Annotated in this window: 17 protein-coding genes; 8 read left to right on the top strand and 9 right to left on the bottom strand. The window is 58.9% G+C overall.

The annotated features are described in order from the left end of the window. Nucleotides 1-62: 62 nt before the first annotated feature. Both ACYZUD_RS21205 and orn read right to left on the bottom strand, forming a co-directional pair. Nucleotides 63-674, bottom strand: coding sequence for a trimeric intracellular cation channel family protein (locus tag ACYZUD_RS21205; protein ID WP_462019993.1), 612 nt, complete (start codon nt 672-674; stop codon nt 63-65). Nucleotides 675-856: 182 nt separating this feature from the next. Next, nucleotides 857-1,399 (bottom strand): oligoribonuclease, encoded by a 543-nt coding sequence (gene orn, locus ACYZUD_RS21210; RefSeq protein WP_008035288.1) that lies wholly within the window; start codon nt 1,397-1,399, stop codon nt 857-859. 107 nt (nt 1,400-1,506) lie between these two features. Between orn and rsgA the strand changes: the two genes are divergently transcribed. From rsgA to ACYZUD_RS21230, 4 genes are all read left to right on the top strand, one after another. Next, a complete protein-coding gene (rsgA, locus tag ACYZUD_RS21215) occupies nt 1,507-2,538 on the top strand; it encodes a small ribosomal subunit biogenesis GTPase RsgA (protein WP_046028394.1) in 1,032 nt (343 codons plus the stop codon). A gap of 211 nt (nt 2,539-2,749) precedes the next feature. Then, on the top strand, nt 2,750-3,157 hold the full coding sequence (locus tag ACYZUD_RS21220) for a TIR domain-containing protein (protein ID WP_462019994.1): 408 nt from the start codon (nt 2,750-2,752) through the stop codon (nt 3,155-3,157). A 3-nt stretch (nt 3,158-3,160) separates the two neighbouring features. Next, entirely contained in the window at nt 3,161-4,120 is a 960-nt protein-coding gene (locus ACYZUD_RS21225; protein WP_462003745.1) for a caspase family protein, read from the top strand. Then, nucleotides 4,120-4,605 (top strand): toll/interleukin-1 receptor domain-containing protein, encoded by a 486-nt coding sequence (locus tag ACYZUD_RS21230; RefSeq protein ID WP_462019995.1) that lies wholly within the window; start codon nt 4,120-4,122, stop codon nt 4,603-4,605. Before ACYZUD_RS21225 ends, ACYZUD_RS21230 begins: the two co-directional genes overlap by 1 nt. Before the next feature lie 118 nt (nt 4,606-4,723). Here the strand turns inward: ACYZUD_RS21230 and ACYZUD_RS21235 are convergent, their stop codons facing one another. The 5 genes from ACYZUD_RS21235 to motA all read right to left on the bottom strand — a co-directional run bounded on the left by ACYZUD_RS21235 (nt 4,724) and on the right by motA (nt 8,350). After that, nucleotides 4,724-5,047: a hypothetical protein gene (locus ACYZUD_RS21235; RefSeq protein WP_462019996.1), complete on the bottom strand. Its 324-nt coding sequence runs from the start codon at nt 5,045-5,047 to the stop codon at nt 4,724-4,726. Next, nucleotides 5,044-5,589: a BRO family protein gene (locus ACYZUD_RS21240; RefSeq protein ID WP_462019997.1), complete on the bottom strand. Its 546-nt coding sequence runs from the start codon at nt 5,587-5,589 to the stop codon at nt 5,044-5,046. Before ACYZUD_RS21240 ends, ACYZUD_RS21235 begins: the two co-directional genes overlap by 4 nt. A gap of 143 nt (nt 5,590-5,732) precedes the next feature. After that, on the bottom strand, nt 5,733-6,002 hold the full coding sequence (locus ACYZUD_RS21245; protein ID WP_462019998.1) for a hypothetical protein: 270 nt from the start codon (nt 6,000-6,002) through the stop codon (nt 5,733-5,735). 467 nt (nt 6,003-6,469) lie between these two features. After that, nucleotides 6,470-7,495, bottom strand: coding sequence for a flagellar motor protein MotB (gene motB, locus ACYZUD_RS21250; RefSeq protein ID WP_462019999.1), 1,026 nt, complete (start codon nt 7,493-7,495; stop codon nt 6,470-6,472). Between the two features lie 3 nt (nt 7,496-7,498). Continuing rightward, nucleotides 7,499-8,350, bottom strand: a complete 852-nt coding sequence (motA, locus tag ACYZUD_RS21255) for a flagellar motor stator protein MotA (protein WP_462020000.1) — start codon at nt 8,348-8,350, stop codon at nt 7,499-7,501. A 166-nt stretch (nt 8,351-8,516) separates the two neighbouring features. Between motA and ACYZUD_RS21260 the strand changes: the two genes are divergently transcribed. From ACYZUD_RS21260 to asd, 3 genes are read left to right on the top strand one after another with little or no spacing between them, the layout of a single operon-like run. Further along, nucleotides 8,517-10,055, top strand: a complete 1,539-nt coding sequence (locus ACYZUD_RS21260; RefSeq protein ID WP_462020001.1) for an HDOD domain-containing protein — start codon at nt 8,517-8,519, stop codon at nt 10,053-10,055. A gap of 42 nt (nt 10,056-10,097) precedes the next feature. After that, nucleotides 10,098-10,913, top strand: coding sequence for a rhodanese-like domain-containing protein (locus ACYZUD_RS21265; protein ID WP_462020002.1), 816 nt, complete (start codon nt 10,098-10,100; stop codon nt 10,911-10,913). 18 nt (nt 10,914-10,931) lie between these two features. Further along, complete coding sequence (gene asd / locus ACYZUD_RS21270) at nt 10,932-11,792, top strand: archaetidylserine decarboxylase (RefSeq protein ID WP_027922000.1); 861 nt, start codon at nt 10,932-10,934, stop codon at nt 11,790-11,792. Between the two features lie 57 nt (nt 11,793-11,849). Here asd and ACYZUD_RS21275 read toward each other — a convergent pair whose 3' ends face one another. Both ACYZUD_RS21275 and serB read right to left on the bottom strand, forming a co-directional pair. Then, nucleotides 11,850-12,251 carry a lectin OAA family protein gene (locus ACYZUD_RS21275; RefSeq protein WP_042932429.1) on the bottom strand — a complete coding sequence of 134 codons (402 nt, stop codon included), beginning with the start codon at nt 12,249-12,251 and terminating at the stop codon, nt 11,850-11,852. A 288-nt stretch (nt 12,252-12,539) separates the two neighbouring features. Continuing rightward, nucleotides 12,540-13,754 carry a phosphoserine phosphatase SerB gene (gene serB, locus ACYZUD_RS21280; protein ID WP_462020003.1) on the bottom strand — a complete coding sequence of 405 codons (1,215 nt, stop codon included), beginning with the start codon at nt 13,752-13,754 and terminating at the stop codon, nt 12,540-12,542. Between the two features lie 135 nt (nt 13,755-13,889). Between serB and ACYZUD_RS21285 the strand changes: the two genes are divergently transcribed. Further along, the gene (locus ACYZUD_RS21285) at nt 13,890-15,416 is read left to right on the top strand and encodes an AhpA/YtjB family protein (RefSeq protein ID WP_462020004.1); all 1,527 of its coding nucleotides are present in this window, start codon (nt 13,890-13,892) and stop codon (nt 15,414-15,416) included. Nucleotides 15,417-15,539: the final 123 nt, after the last annotated feature.

Consider the following 15,539-nt stretch of genomic DNA (forward strand, 5'->3'; position numbering starts at 1 on the left):
ACATATATACCGCACCTTTATAAGCCATCGCACCAGCATTTAACTTGCGCCATAAGCGAAACTTACTGCTCATCGTTATAAACGAACTTTGGCATTTCCCAATGAAAACGGATCGCCAGCAACCGCAGCAGGAAGCCGCCAAACAGGGTGATCAAAATCGCCTGTTCGCTGGGTAGTTGCAGATAAAGGCAGAGCATGTAACACCACGCCGCAGCGAACGAAACACTGGCATAGAGCTCGCGACGGAATATCAGCGGGATGTCGTTGCAGAAGATATCGCGCAGGATGCCGCCGAACACCCCGGTGATCACGCCGCTGACCGAGGCCACCAGCATGCCGTGGCCCATTTCCAGCGCGGTCATGCAGCCGATCAGGGTAAACGCCACCAGACCCACCGCGTCGAGCACCAGAAACAATGAGCGCAGGTGGCGCATCCAGCGTGCCGCGAACACGGTGAACATCGCCGCAATCGACGTCAGCACCAGGTATTCCGGGTGTTTGACCCACGTCAGTGGGTAGTGGCCGAGCAACACGTCGCGCACCGAGCCGCCGCCCAATGCGGTGATGCAGGCAATCAGCACCACGCCAAACCAGTCCATGCCACGACGGCCGGCAGACAGGGCACCGGTCATGGCTTCGGCGGTAATGGCGATGAGGTAGAGCATCAGCAACATGGTGGCGGTCCTTGCAGGAAGGCGCGCAGTCTAGCCATTTCGGTGCGGCACCAAAAGAGGGCAGGCGCAACGCAATCCCCTGTAGGAGCTGCCGCAGGCTGCGATTTTTTGATTTTGCTTTAGAAACAAGATCAAAAGATCGCAGCCTGCGGCAGCTCCTACATAGGGACCGAGGCGCGCAATCAGAACTTGATGAAATGCTTGCGGTAGTGCTGCAGCTCGGCGATGGATTCGCGGATGTCGTCCAGCGCCAGGTGGGTGCTGCCCTTTTTGAAGCTGTCGCGCACGTCCGGCGCCCAGCGTGCGGCCAACTCTTTCAGAGTCGAGACGTCGAGGTTGCGGTAGTGGAAGAAGCTTTCCAGGGATTTCATGTGGGTATAGAGGAAGCGACGGTCCTGGCAGATGCTGTTGCCACAGATCGGCGACTTGCCCTTCGGCACCCATTTTTCCAGGAAAGCGATGGTCTCGGCTTCGGCTTCGGCCATGCTGATGCGACTGTCGCGAACGCGCTGGGTCAGCCCGGAACCACCGTGTTGACGGGTATTCCACTCATCCATGCCGGCAAGGATTTCGTCGCTGTGGTGGATGGCGATCACCGGACCTTCGGCCAAGGTGTTCAGATCACTGTCGGTGACAATGGTCGCCATCTCGATGATGACGTCGGTATCAGGGTTCAGACCGGTCATTTCCAGGTCGATCCAGATCAGATTCTGCGGGTTTTGCATGTGTCGGCTCCTAGGCAATGCTGCGCAGTTTAGCCTAGGGAAGTGACCGGGCGTGCTAAACTCGCGGCCGTTTTACCTAATCGCTGCATTCTTGATACGGAACACCCATGGCCAAACGCCAACTCAATCGTCGTCAAAACTGGCGCATCGAAAAGATTCAGGGCGAACGCGCTGCCCGCGCCGCCAAACGCGAGTCCTCGGCTGTCGAGGCACTTGAGGGTGGCGATCTGGGTCCGGAACAAACGGGCCTGGTGATCGCGCACTTCGGGGTGCAGGTCGAAGTCGAAGCCCTCGATGGCGAGTTGGCCGGCCAGGTGTTCCGCTGCCACTTGCGCGCCAACCTGCCTGCGCTGGTCACCGGCGATCAAGTGGTCTGGCGTGCCGGCAACCAGGGCATCGGCGTCATCGTGGCGCAACTGCCGCGCAAAACCGAACTCTGCCGCCCGGACAGCCGTGGCCAGCTCAAGCCGGTGGCGGCCAACGTCGACATGATCGTCATTGTCTTCGCGCCACTGCCCGAGCCCCACGCCAACCTGATCGACCGCTATCTGGTCGCCGCTGAGCACGCCGGGATTCGTCCGCTGTTGCTGCTCAACAAATTCGACCTGATCGACGAGCAGAACGCCCCGGCGCTGAATGCCTTGCTGGCGGTTTACCGCACACTGGGTTACCCGGTGCTGGAAGTTTCGGCGCACCACGGCAATGGCATGGAGCAATTGCAGGAACAACTGGACGGGCGCATCAGCGTGTTCGTCGGCCAGTCCGGTGTCGGCAAGTCGTCGTTGGTCAACAGCCTGCTGCCAGAAGTCGAAGCCCGTGTCGGCCCGCTGTCCGAGTTGTCCGGCCAGGGCACTCACACCACCACGACCGCACGACTGTTCCACTTCCCCGGTGGCGGTGAGTTGATCGACTCCCCGGGTATCCGTGAATTCGGCCTGGGCCACGTCAGCCGCGCCGACGTCGAAGCCGGCTTCATCGAGTTCAACGACTTGATCGGCACCTGCCGCTTCCGCGACTGCAAGCACGACCGCGAACCGGGTTGCGCCCTGCTCAAGGCCCTGGAAGAGGGCCGCGTGCAACAGCAACGGATGAACAGCTACCGCTCGATCATCGCCAGCCTGCCGGAAACCAGCTATTAAACAGACGTGCCAGCCGCCCCGACATTGATGGGACGGCTGGCCGCTGTAACAATCTACAAAACAACCCACCAATTTAAACATCAGACATCTCTGTAAGGCGCCCGCACGCCTGCTTGAAGGGCATTTCTCTTTAACCGTGAAGCCCTTGTTTCAGCCCTTCAACTGCATACATTCAAGCCCTCTTCGCACATTGCGATACCGAGGGACATCCATGCAAACCTATCATTTGTTCATCAGCCACTCGTGGAACTACTCAGACGCCCACGACAATCTGGTCCGCCTGCTCAACGCGAAGCCCGACTTCACGTTCAAGAATTTTTCGGTGCCACCGGACAACCCGATCATCGGCGCGAAAACGGATATACAACTTGTAGAAGCCATCGAAAACAAGATTCGGCTCTGCTCGGCAGTGCTGATCATGGCGGGGATGTATTCGACCTACAGCAAGTGGATCAACAAGGAAATCGAGATCGCCAAGTGCATGAACAAGGTGATTATTGCGGTCAAGCCGTTTGGTGCGGAGCGGATTTCCACGGTGGTACGCCGGGCGGCGCACGCGGAGTGTGCGTGGAACACCAACAGCATCATCAGCGCCATTCGCACTCACGCGACGGGTTGAACCATGCGCAAGGGACTGTTCATCGGTATTAATAACTACAGCCATGTTTCGCAATTGAGTGGTTGCAACAACGACGCGATGGCCATGGCTTCGGTGCTGAAAACCGACGCCAATGGCGATCCGAATTTCAAGAACCTGGTCCTGACCTCCGCCGAAGATTATCTGAGCCGCGAAAAGCTCGAAGGGCATATCCAGGACTTATTTTCAGGCGATTGCAGCGTTGCTCTGCTGTACTTCGCTGGTCACGGCAACTTCGACGTCGATACGGACGAAGGCATGCTGATCCCTCAGGACTACAAATCCGCCAAGGATGGAATTCGCATCAGCGACATCCTGAATTGGGCGACCAAAGCCGTGAAGATCAAAAACAAGGTGATCATTCTTGACTGCTGCCAGGCGGGCTCGGCGGGCGAAGTGCGGGCGCTACGCAGCGAAAGCAGCATGGTGTGCGAGGGCATGACCATCCTCACCGCGTGCAAAAAGGAAGAGCCGGCGATGGAAGGCGCCAACCACGGCGTCTTCACTGGGCTGTTGCTGCAAGCTTTGCACGGCGGCGCCGCGAACATATTGGGAAAGATTACCCCCGGCAGCCTCTATTCATTTGTCGACAACGCTCTCGACGCGTGGGAACAGCGCCCGGTGTTCAAGACCAATGTGTCGCAGTTCATTTCATTGCGAGAAGTCTCGCCGCTGATCCCTAAAGAGATTCTGCGCAAACTGCCCGACTGGTTCGCCGAAGCCGAATCAATGTTCGCGCTCGACCCCAGCTACGAACCTACCGAAGCCACGTTCGACCCGGAGCACGGCGAAGTCTTCTCCCAACTGCAAAAGTGCAACCGCCACAGCCTGATCGAACCGGTGGACGCCGAACACATGTACTACGCCGCCATCAACTCGACCGGTTGCCGCCTCACAGCACTCGGCGCCTATTACCGCGAGCTCGCCCTCAAAGGACATTTCTGATGCCCGTATTCATCAGCTACCGCCATAGCGATCGGCCCCACGCCATCGCCATCAACACCCGTCTGATTCAGGCCAACATCAAGACTTACTTCGATGTGCTGGACCCGGAATCACAGACCACTGACGACATCACCGGGGTCATCACCCGCAACATCACCGCGTGCACGCACTTGCTCGCCGTGATTTCGGAGAACACCGCACAGTCCTGGTGGGTGCCGTTCGAAATCGGAGAAGCGACCATCAGCAATCGCCGCATCTGCTCGTACCAGGTTGGCCCCAGCGCTTTACCGTTGTACCTCGACAAATGGCCGAAACTGAGCGGCGATATGGACATCAATTTTTTCATTGATGCTTATCGTGAGGAGGTGATAACCAAACGCTCGATGGGGCTGGAATCAATCAGTGAGTCGGTTCGTGGCATCTACAAAGGAAATGCAGACCTGTTCCACGACCAACTCAAGAACCGCATCCGGCGCGGTTTCTGACAGGCGCAAAAAAGCCGCGATGATCGCGGCTTTTTTGTATTTCAATGCTGACCAATCAATGGACGCCGATGGAATCGATTCACGACTGCCAACTCAGTAAGCCTGGTGAGATTTAAGTTCAAACATCAGCTGAATCATCAGCAGGCAGCTTGGTCGCCTGTTTGGCAATATTCTTCTCTTCAGATTTCACGCGACGCTCAAGTTTACGTATGTCCTCTTCAGCAGGAAGCTCCTCGGGCTTGATGCCGCGCTGTTCCAACATATCTCGGACGCTCAAGTTATTCTGGACATGCTCCTTGGCAATGGCTGGTTCGCCTTGCAAATCCACCTGTAGCACATTGTGATTAGTTATTTCATTAGCCAGATTTTTGGCAGCAATAGTCAGCGTCGGTAAAAAATCAGCCAGAGGACGGCTCTTAACGACACCATACCTGTCCTTCATCGCCTGAGTAGTCTTGCCACCGAACAGAGCTGCATCACCTCGAGGCGAATACGGGCAAATCCTTCATCATCCACACCGCGCTCGTAAATGTTCTGCGATAGCTCTTTCTCCGATTCACGCAAACGATCTCGGGCATCGAAGCGGGCTTGCAAGCGCATCCGGTCCTCGATCAACTCCTGCTTGCGCGTTTGCAGCGCGAAGTAGCTCTGAGCAAAAGCGATTGCTTGTTTACGCGGGTCACCATTCTGGGCAATCAAGTAGCAGGCATAACGAGTGAGCATGAAGTCTTCGACTGGACGCTGACCACCTTTGCCGACCTCGATCATTTTCGTGACGTCACGAAAATGATCGGTCGGCTCCACTCCCGTGGCTCCACATGAAGCTATGGCACGTCTGATGGCGGTAAGAAAATTGTCCCAGCGCGCGTAACCCAAGGGTTCTTGCAACTCGCGAGCGAACCAGAATTCAATGCCCTCATCAGGCACCCGATGTACCAGTACGTCGAAACGCTGTTGCAGCAGTGGCAGTGATTGATTGTCCATAGCGAATTCCGGGTCAGTCAGAGGGCGTCGATCTTGAAAGCCTTGCAACAATAAATATCCGACTGATAGTGAAGGGCAGATGCCCGACCGTATAGCCCCAAATGTGTGACAAAAAAGCCGCGACTATCGCGGCTTTTTCATTTTCAGCGTACGGCTTTCTCCAACTTCCACCCCAGCACATCCAAGGCATCACAGCCGTCCTGGATCAACATGTGTGCAGCATTGGCGAAATGCTCCAGGTCGTGACCTTCGGCTTCTTTGACGCACAGGCAGGTGACGCTGTTGAGCAGATTACGCGCGGCTTTGAGTCGGTGGACGGCGGTTTCAAGAAAATCGGAAGCGCGGGCTTCGGTGTCGATGTACAGCGTCGGGCCGACGCTGAAGTTGCCTTGGAGCGGGTGGTATCTGGACATGGTATGAATTCCTTCTGAAAGATGAAACTCCCACCCTTTTCGCGGCTAATCGAATGGAGTGGCAGCTGTACGTGGGTTAGCCGACCGGTCAGAGGAACCCGGCACACCCGAAGGTGTCCCACGCACAGCCACCATAGACAGATATGTCAGGCAGCAAATAGCGCCGCGATTATACGGGCGCTCGTGCATTCCTCTCAAACGACCGGCTAAGGTCCGTCACCGATTCGTCGGCGACGGACAAACTATAGGCGAGCCTTAAGCGAAGAAAAACCCGGTTTATACGTCTCGGAGACTTCCTACACCTTTCTCGGACATGCCTTCATTTCTTGGTTTTTACCGTGATCAGGCAGATGTAAATTCATTCTTGCAGCTCCCACAGGGTCCGTGCCCACGCTGAAAATGAAGTGGCTTCCAAACCAGTGAAAACTGCAAAAAAAAGCCGACATCGCTGTCGGCTTTTTTGTGGGTCACTGCTTGGGTAGTTCAGCCGGTTTAGGCGCCGGGTTATCAAAGAGATTCAAACGCTCCCGAAGCTCATGCGCCGGCAACGGCTCTTTATCCGCCGGCAACGCATTCGGATCGGCGGGCACTTCACCCGGGCCGCCCTGCCCTTGCGTCGGCGCCGGCTCCGGAGCCGGTTCCGCACCTTGCGAACCTTCGATGGCACGCTGGGCTTTCTTAGTCAGCACCACGATGTCGATACGACGGTTGACCGGATTGAACGGATTATCGCGGTCGAACAAGGCTGACGAGGCATAACCGACTACTCGCGCTACCTGTGCATCCGGATAGCTGCCGGCGATCAGCGCACGGCGCGCGGCGTTGGCACGGTTGGCCGAAAGCTCCCAGTTACCGAAATCACCGGTGCCCGAGTACGGCTTGGCATCCGTGTGACCGCTGATGCTGATCTTGTTCGGCACAGCTTTGATGGTGTCGGCCATGGCCAGCAGAATGTCTTCGAAATACGGCTTCAGGCGCGCACTGCCGGAGTCGAACATCGGCCGGTTTTCGGCATCGACGATCTGGATGCGCAAACCATTGGGTGTGATTTCGAACAGGATCTGATCTTTGAATTTCTGCAGTTGCGGGTTCTCTTCAACCTTGTTCTGCAGTTCTTGCAGCAACAGTTCGAGGCGTTCCTTCTCCACCGTCTCGGCCATGCCTTCGACCTGCTCGGTGTCGACGATGACTTTGTCTGGCTGCGGTTCGGACTTCACCTCCGGGTTGATGGTGTTCTCCGGCGACAGGGTCGGCGTGCCGCCCAAATCGATGATGAATGGCGTACCGCTTTCGGTGAAGCCGATCGGGTCCTTGAAGTATCCGGCGATGGCGAGCTTCTGTTCCGGGGTGGCGGTGGACAGCAGCCACAGCACCAGGAAGAACGCCATCATCGCCGTCGCGAAGTCCGCGAAGGCGATTTTCCAGGAGCCTCCGTGATGCCCGCCCGCGTACTTCTTGACGCGCTTGATGATTATCGGCTGGTTATTTTCCATGACTTAACGACCGCGAACCGCTTGTTCCAGCTCAGCGAAGCTAGGACGGTGGGCCGGGTACAGAACCTTGCGGCCGAACTCCACCGCCAGCGATGGCGGCATGCCGGAAGCGGAAGCAACCAGCGAGGCCTTGATGGCTTCGTAGACGTTAAGTTCTTCCTTGGCATCGTGGGCCAGGGAGTGGGCCAGCGGACCGAAGAAACCGTAAGCCGCGAGAATACCGAAGAAGGTACCGACCAGTGCCGCACCTACGTGCAGGCCGATGGACTTCTGGTCACCCTCACCCAGGGAGGCCATGGTCACCACGATACCCAATACCGCCGCGACGATACCGAAACCAGGCATGGCATCAGCGACGCCATTCACGGCGTGGGAGGGGTGGTCCAGGTCTTCCTTGAGGCTGGTCAGTTCCATGTCGAACAGGCCTTCAAGTTCATGGGGAGCCATGTTGCCGGAGGACATGATGCGCAGGTAATCACAGATGAACGCGGTCATGCGTTCGTCTTTGAGCACAGCCGGGTACTTGGCGAAGATCGGGCTCGCAGCGGCGTCTTCGATGTCGCCTTCGATCGCCATCATGCCTTCACGGCGGCTCTTGTTGAGAATCTCGTAAATCAGGCCCAGCACTTCAAGATAGAACGTGTGGTTAAAACGCGAACTGAACATGCTCAAGGATTTCTTGAGCACGTGCATCGTCATGTAACCAGGGTTGGCCTGCAGGAATGCACCGAGCGCCGCGCCACCGATAATCAACACTTCGAAGGGCTGGACCAGGGCGGCAATCTTGCCGTGGGAGAGCACGTATCCGCCGAGCACGCTCGCGAATACGACGATGATGCCGATTAATTTAGCCATAGGTAGGAGAGCACTTACTGAGTCGGGTTCAAGGTCATATTCGGAAGTTAAAAAATCTCTTCTTCTACTTATCGGCAAAACTGCGCCAGACTATAGCCAGTTCAGGCGAAAAGCCAATTTGGCCCGCTCCGGGCATAGGTAATGCAGACGGTGATCGCGTCCAACCATGGCTAACGAAACGAACGTTCCAACTCCAAAACCGACCACTCTCGAAGGCTGGGTCAAGCTTCTCGATGGCGTGCGCCTGCCGGTTCCTCAGGGCAGTCATGACCGCGTCTGCAAGGCCATTCGCGATAGCCGCAGCTCACTGCGCGACATCGCCGAACTGATGCAGGACAGCCCGGCCCTAGCCTTGAGCGTGATTCGCGAAGCCAACCGCCACACCCACGGCAGCATGGCCGAGCCTGCGGAAAACCTTGAGGTAGCGATCAATCGACTCGGCCTGAAGCGCACCGAAGAACTGCTCGCCCGGCTGCCCGCCGAGCCGCCATCCGACATCCCGATCGCCCTGCGTCAGCTGCAACTGATCAGTCAGCACGCCACCCAACAGGCCAACGGTTTTTTCGCCAGTCGCCTGGCGCGGCTGTGGCAGGACATCCACTGGGGCAGCCTGCTGTTTCTTTCGCCGCTGTGGCCCATGGCATTGACCCATCCGCAACTGCTCGAAGAATGGGAGCTGCGGGTCATCCATAAAGGCGAGTCGGCGCGCAAGGTCGAAAAGCAATTGTTCGGCGTGCGCCTGCTGGACATCTGCCGAGCCCTGGTGGACGTCTGGCACCTGCCGATCTGGGTGCAGCAGGGTTATCGGCTGCTGCTCAACGAGCAACGGGAGCTGGTGAAAGTCCTGCGCATCGCCCGCGACAGCGATCATCCGCTGCGTCAGCAGAACCGTCTCGATGACGATCCGACCCTGCGCCGCTGGCTCAATCAACCGGCCAACACGGTGCTGCTGGCCAACGGTCTGGCGCTGTCGGCGCAACAGGCCTGGGACAGCCCTCACAGTCAGCGCTGGCAATACCTGACCAGTCTTTACCTGCAAATGCCGATGGACGACGTGCAGCAGCAATTGCACCAACAGGCCGTCAACAGCGCCCACCATCACGCCATACCGGACCTCTGGCACCCCGCCGTTTCACTGCTCTGGCCGTGGGGCATGAACCGCGTCCACGCGGGTTTGCTGCCGGCACCGGCGCCGACCGCCGAAGACCTGGCGAAATGGCGCCGGCAGTGCGCCGAGTTACTGGTGGAGCCGAGTCGCTTCACCAATGCCATGCACTTGACCACCTCTGCCCGGGACGCGTTGGTCGCGTGCGGCATGCGTCGAGTAATGATCCTGATGGCCGATCGTACCCACGCCAATCTGCGTGTGCACCAGACCACCGGGCTGCCCAAAGAGGCGGCTGGCCTGAATGTCCTGGTAAGCCAGAGCACCGTGCTGCAACGCCTGCTTTCGCAGCAGGCGCAGGTGCGCCTGACGCCGGCCAACAACGCGCAATTTTCCGCCCTGTTACCCGCCGGCCTGCGCTCACAGTTCGGTGGCGAACACCTGCTGCTGCGCTCACTGGTCAACAACGGCCGGGTGATCATGATCGTGGTGGCGGATCAGGGCGGCGGGCCGTTCTCTGAAATCACCGTGCAAGCCTTCGGCAAAACCGCGCAGTGCATCGAGAAAGCCCTGCACAGCTTTAGCCTGCGCGGCCAATGACGCTGCGCTACAATCGTCCCTTTTGTGCTCTGGAGACCTCACATGTCTGACTTCTCTGGCTTGCCGCTGGTGATTGAACCGAGCGACTTGCTCCCTCGCCTCGACGCCCGCGATCTGATTCTGGTGGACCTGACCAGCAGCGCCCGCTACGCCGAAGGGCATATCCCCGGCGCACGTTTTGTCGATCCGAAACGCACGCAACTCGGGCAGCCACCTGCGCCGGGGCTGATGCCGCCGCAAGCGGCACTCGAAGCGTTGTTCGGCGAACTGGGGCACAACCTCGATGCAGTCTACGTCGTCTATGACGACGAAGGTGGCGGTTGGGCCGGGCGCTTTATCTGGCTGCTGGATGTCATCGGCCACAGCAACTACCACTATGTCGACGGCGGTCTGACGGCCTGGCTGGCAGAAGGCTTGCCGATGTCGATCCAGATCCCGCCTCCGGTCGGCGGCCCGGTTGCGCTGACCCTGCACGACGAACCCACCGCCACCCGCGAGTACCTGCAAAGCCGTCTCGGCGCCGCCGACCTGGCGATCTGGGACGCGCGCGGGCCGCTGGAGTACTCCGGTGAGAAAGTGCTGGCAGCCAAGGGCGGGCACATTCCCGGCGCGGTCAATTTCGAATGGACCGCGGGCATGGATCAGGCGCGCAACCTGCGCATCCGCACCGACATGCCGCAGATCCTGGAACAACTCGGAATCAGCAAAGACAAAGAAGTGATTACCCACTGCCAGACTCACCATCGCTCTGGCTTCACCTATCTGGTGGCCAAGTCTCTCGGTTATCCGCGGGTCAAAGGCTACGCCGGCTCTTGGGGCGAATGGGGCAACCATCCCGATACGCCCGTAGAGATTTAAGGTTTTTAAGGACAGTTAATGAATAAGCGTTTGTTTATCCTCAGCCAATACCTGCTGCCCCATCACTTGCTCTCGCGACTGGCCGGCTGTATCGCCGAATGCCGCGTGCGCTGGTTCAAGAATGCCTTCACGGCCTGGTTCGCCAAGCGTTATCAGGTGGATATGTCCCAGGCGCTGGTCGAAGACCTGACCGCCTACGAGCACTTCAATGCGTTCTTCACTCGCGCCTTGAAAGACGGCGCTCGTCCGCTGGACGAAACACCAGGCGCGATCCTCAGCCCGGCCGACGGCGCCGTCAGCCAGCTCGGCCCGATCGAACACGGCCGCGTGTTCCAGGCCAAGGGCCACAGTTTCAGCGTGCTGGAATTGCTCGGCGGTGATGCGGCCAACGCCGCGCCATTCATGGGCGGTGACTTCGCAACGATCTACCTGTCGCCGAAGGACTACCATCGCGTGCACATGCCGCTGGCCGGCACCCTGCGCGAGATGGTCTACATTCCGGGTCGGATTTTCTCGGTCAACCAGACCACCGCTGAAAACGTTCCGGAGCTGTTTGCCCGCAACGAGCGTGTGGCGTGCATTTTCGACACCGAGCGCGGGCCGATGGCCGTGGTGCTGGTGGGCGCAATGATCGTGGCATCGATCGAAACCGTCTGGGCCGGGCTGGTGACACCACCGAAGCGCGAGCTGAAAACCTTCCGCTACGACGAAGCTGCGCGCGCGCCGATCCATCTGGAAAAAGGTGCGGAACTGGGTCGCTTCAAGCTGGGTTCGACCGCTGTCGTGCTGTTCGGGCCGGATCAAGTGAAGTGGGCTGAAGAACTGGCGGCGGGTTCGCCGGTGCAGATGGGTCAGGGCATGGGCCTGCCGAAAGCCTGATCCACTGATCCGAACCCCACGAACGTCTTCGTGGGGTCGGACATTTCGGTGGTGCCGTTACTCTATCTGTCCACGGAAGCCGATCGGCCCTTCGTTGGCGTAGGTATTGGTACCACTGAGGTTTTTACCTCCATCGCTGGAGGTGACGCTCAACGCCACAACGTTCTGATTATCCCGACCTCCGATGACCCATTTGCCACCCGGATGCCAGGGGGCATCGTTACCGCCCCACTGATTTTCAACGTTGTACTGGTTCTGGCCCGTGCGCTGAGCCTTGAAGCCAATGGGACCTTCGCCAGCGTAGGTCATGGTGCCGGTGAAGCTCTTCCCGCCATCGCCCGATTTGATCTCGATCGCGACGACGTTCTGGTTGTCCCGTGCACCTAACGTCCAGTCTCCGCCCGGATGCCAGGGTGCCGAACTACCGCCCCATTGATTTGCCACTACATATCTAGACATAAACTTCATCTCCTTGAAGTTACAAGAGACCTGCCCGGCGTAGGCAGCAGGCCGTACGACTGTGCGTATCCAGTCGCACGACAGTGAGATTAGTAGTACGCCCGAACCTCACCCATCTGACAGACAAACGGTAGATTTCCGTAGGAGCTGCCGAAGGCTGGGGGAATCTGTAAGACCGCGGCGTGGCCATCGCGAGCAGGCTCGCTCCCACATTTGATCTCTGCTTTACGCAAAACCAGTGTGGGAGCGAGCCTGCTCGCGAAGAGGCCCTATCAGTCAATACAAGACTCAGAGCTGCCCGTCACGATCCCGGAAGCCCAGCAGATACAGCACGCCATCCAGCCCCAGCGTGGAAATCGCCTGCTTCGCCGACTGCTTGACCAGCGGCTTGGCACGGAACGCCACGCCCAATCCGGCAATCGCCAGCATCGGCAAATCATTGGCGCCGTCGCCGACAGCGATGGTCTGCTCCAGACGCAAACCTTCCTTGTGCGCCAGCTCCTTCAGCAGATCCGCCTTGCGCTGCGCATCGACAATCGGCTCGACCGCCACGCCGGTGACCTTGCCGTCGACCACTTCCAGTTCGTTGGCGAATACGTAGTCAATGCCAAGTTTGGCCTGCAATTGCTTGGCAAAGTAAGTGAAGCCGCCCGACAGAATGGCCGTCTTGTAGCCCAGACGCTTGAGTTCGGCGAACAGGGTTTCGGCGCCTTCGGTCAGCCGCAGTGATGCGCCGATGGAGTCCAGGACGCTGACGTCCAGCCCTTTGAGCAAGGCCAGGCGTTCCTTGAAGCTGGCACGGAAATCCAGCTCGCCGGCCATTGCCCGCTCGGTGATCGCAGAAACCTGGTCGCCCACCCCAGCCGCCTTGGCCAGTTCGTCGATGACTTCGGCTTCGATCAGCGTCGAATCCATGTCGAACACCGCCAGACGACGGTTGCGGCGGAACAGGGAATCTTCCTGGAAGGCGATGTCGACGTTCAGCTCCTGTGCCACGCTGAGGAATTCGGCCCGCAGCGCTTGCGGATCAGCCGCTTCGCCACGCACGGAAAACTCGATGCAGCCCTTGCCCTTGTCAGCCGGGGTGTCCAGCGGCATGCGCCCGGACAGACGATCAATGTGATCGATGTTCAGACCGTATTTGGCGGTGATCGAGCTCACAGCCTGCAATTGCCCGGCAGTCACTTTGCGCGTCAACAGGGTCACGATGTGGCGTTTTTTGCCCTGGTTGCCGACCCACTGCTGGTAATCCTCTTCGGATACCGGCGTGAAACGCACCTGCTGATCGAGCTTGTAAGCCGTGAACAGGATGTCCTTGAGCACCGACTTGCCTTGCTCGGTGTCAGGAATTTCAACCAGGATGCCGAACGACAGGGTGTCGTGGATCACCGCCTGACCGATGTCGAGAATGTTCACACCACCCTGGGCCAGAACGCCGGTAATGGCCGCAGTCAGACCCGGACGGTCGACTCCCGTGATGTTTATCAGGACGATTTCGCGCAAGGCGCACCCCCGCAGGTGGAAAAAAACCGCATTCTACCCACTTTCAGTGACCATCGGGCACCGTGAGCGCTTTGCCGGTCTAGGGCCTGTCGCTATACTGCGCGTCAACTTCACGGACAAAAGAGCCGAGCTCAAGTGAACCGGCCCACGCCAGTAAAAACCGATAACTTCTTTCTGCTGATCTTCCGTGCACTGCGCCACCGCCGTGTACCGATTGCATTGCGCATTGCCAGCCATAACGTGATCCTGGTCGCTCTGGCCCTGGTGATCTATGCCTGTGTGATGGGTTTGCAGTTCAAGCAGGCCATGCACGAGCAGGCGGATGCGCTGGGCGAAAGCCTGACCACGCAGACCGCCACGTCGGCCACGGAGTTGTTGGTGTCCAACGACATCCTCAGCCTCAACGTACTGCTCAACAACCTGACCAAAAACAAGCTGGTGGCCCACGCTGCCATCTACAGCGTGGACAACCGCATCCTCGCCGAAGCCGGTCAGCGCCCCAAGCACAGCCTGCTGGGCGAAGCCGAAGGCATGTACCAGAGCAAGATCACCTTCCAGGACGTGACCGCCGGGCAGCTGCGCATCAGCCTGGATATGGATCAGTTCCAGCAGCCGATGACCATCAGCCTGCAAAGCATGGGCATTTTGAGTGCGATTCTGCTGGCCCTGTCCCTGGCCTTGAGCCTGCGACTGGGTCGCCACATCTCCACGCCGCTGATGCAATTGCGGGTGTGGCTGCGCAATATCGACGAATACACCCCGGCCACCGATCGTCAGGACGAGATCGGCGACCTGGCTCGCCAGTTGCACGCCAACTTCGCGCCGGAGCCGGCCGAACCTGAGCCCGCACCCGAACCTGAATACGACGAAAGCGATTACGAAGACGCCGACGAGCCATCCTTCGAAGTGCGCAATCTGCGAGACCCGAGCTTCGATGAAACCAAGCCTGTCGCGGGACTCAAACCTGCGCCACGGCATATCGTCAGCACCGTTGAAGACGATGATGACGATGATGCGTTTGCCGATTTGCGTGACGAATCGGCTTCGAGCGCACCGAAACCGGTAGCAATACCGCAGGTCTCGAACGTGCCGCAACACAGCGCCGTACTGGCCGTGCAACTGGGCGCCCAGGATCAGCTGCGTCGCCTGCCCCGTGCGCGCCTGGAAGAACTGCTCAAGCGCTATCGCGATTGCCTTGATCAGGCCGCCTCGCTCTACCAGAGCGAACTGCACACCCTGAACGATGGCAGCACGCTGATGCTGTTCCATACCGAAGACAGTGGCGACGACTACCTGACCAATGCCATCTGCTGCGGTGAACTGCTGCGGGCTCTGGGTCATCAGTTGCAGATCGAAGTGGCCGACAGCGGCATCACCCTGCAATTGCAGCTGGGCCTGACCCTGGGTGATGAGCTGTTCGGCCTGAGCCAGATCGATCTGCTCCTGACCGAAACCGCTCAAGACGCCCTGGCCCTGTCGCAACACAGCCGCAACCTGCTGCTGGTGGAGCGCAAGATCAGTGACGACGCGCTGATCCGTCAGCGTGCGCGAATCCGGCCGATCGCCAGCCCTGAAGGCGCGTGCTGCGTAGAGCGACTGATGGAGCCTTATCCGTCGATGCTTGAGCGGCAACTGGCGCGGATGCATGAGCGCCGGGCGTAACAGCCCGCCCTGATGTGAAGAAGCCCGCAGACAAGTGATTGTCTGCGGGCTTTTTTGTTGCCTGCTCTGGCCTCATCGCGAGCAGGCTCGCTCCCACAGGTGATCTCAGCTACGCACAATCCA

It is taken from the genome of Pseudomonas sp. XS1P51, from assembly GCF_054897845.1.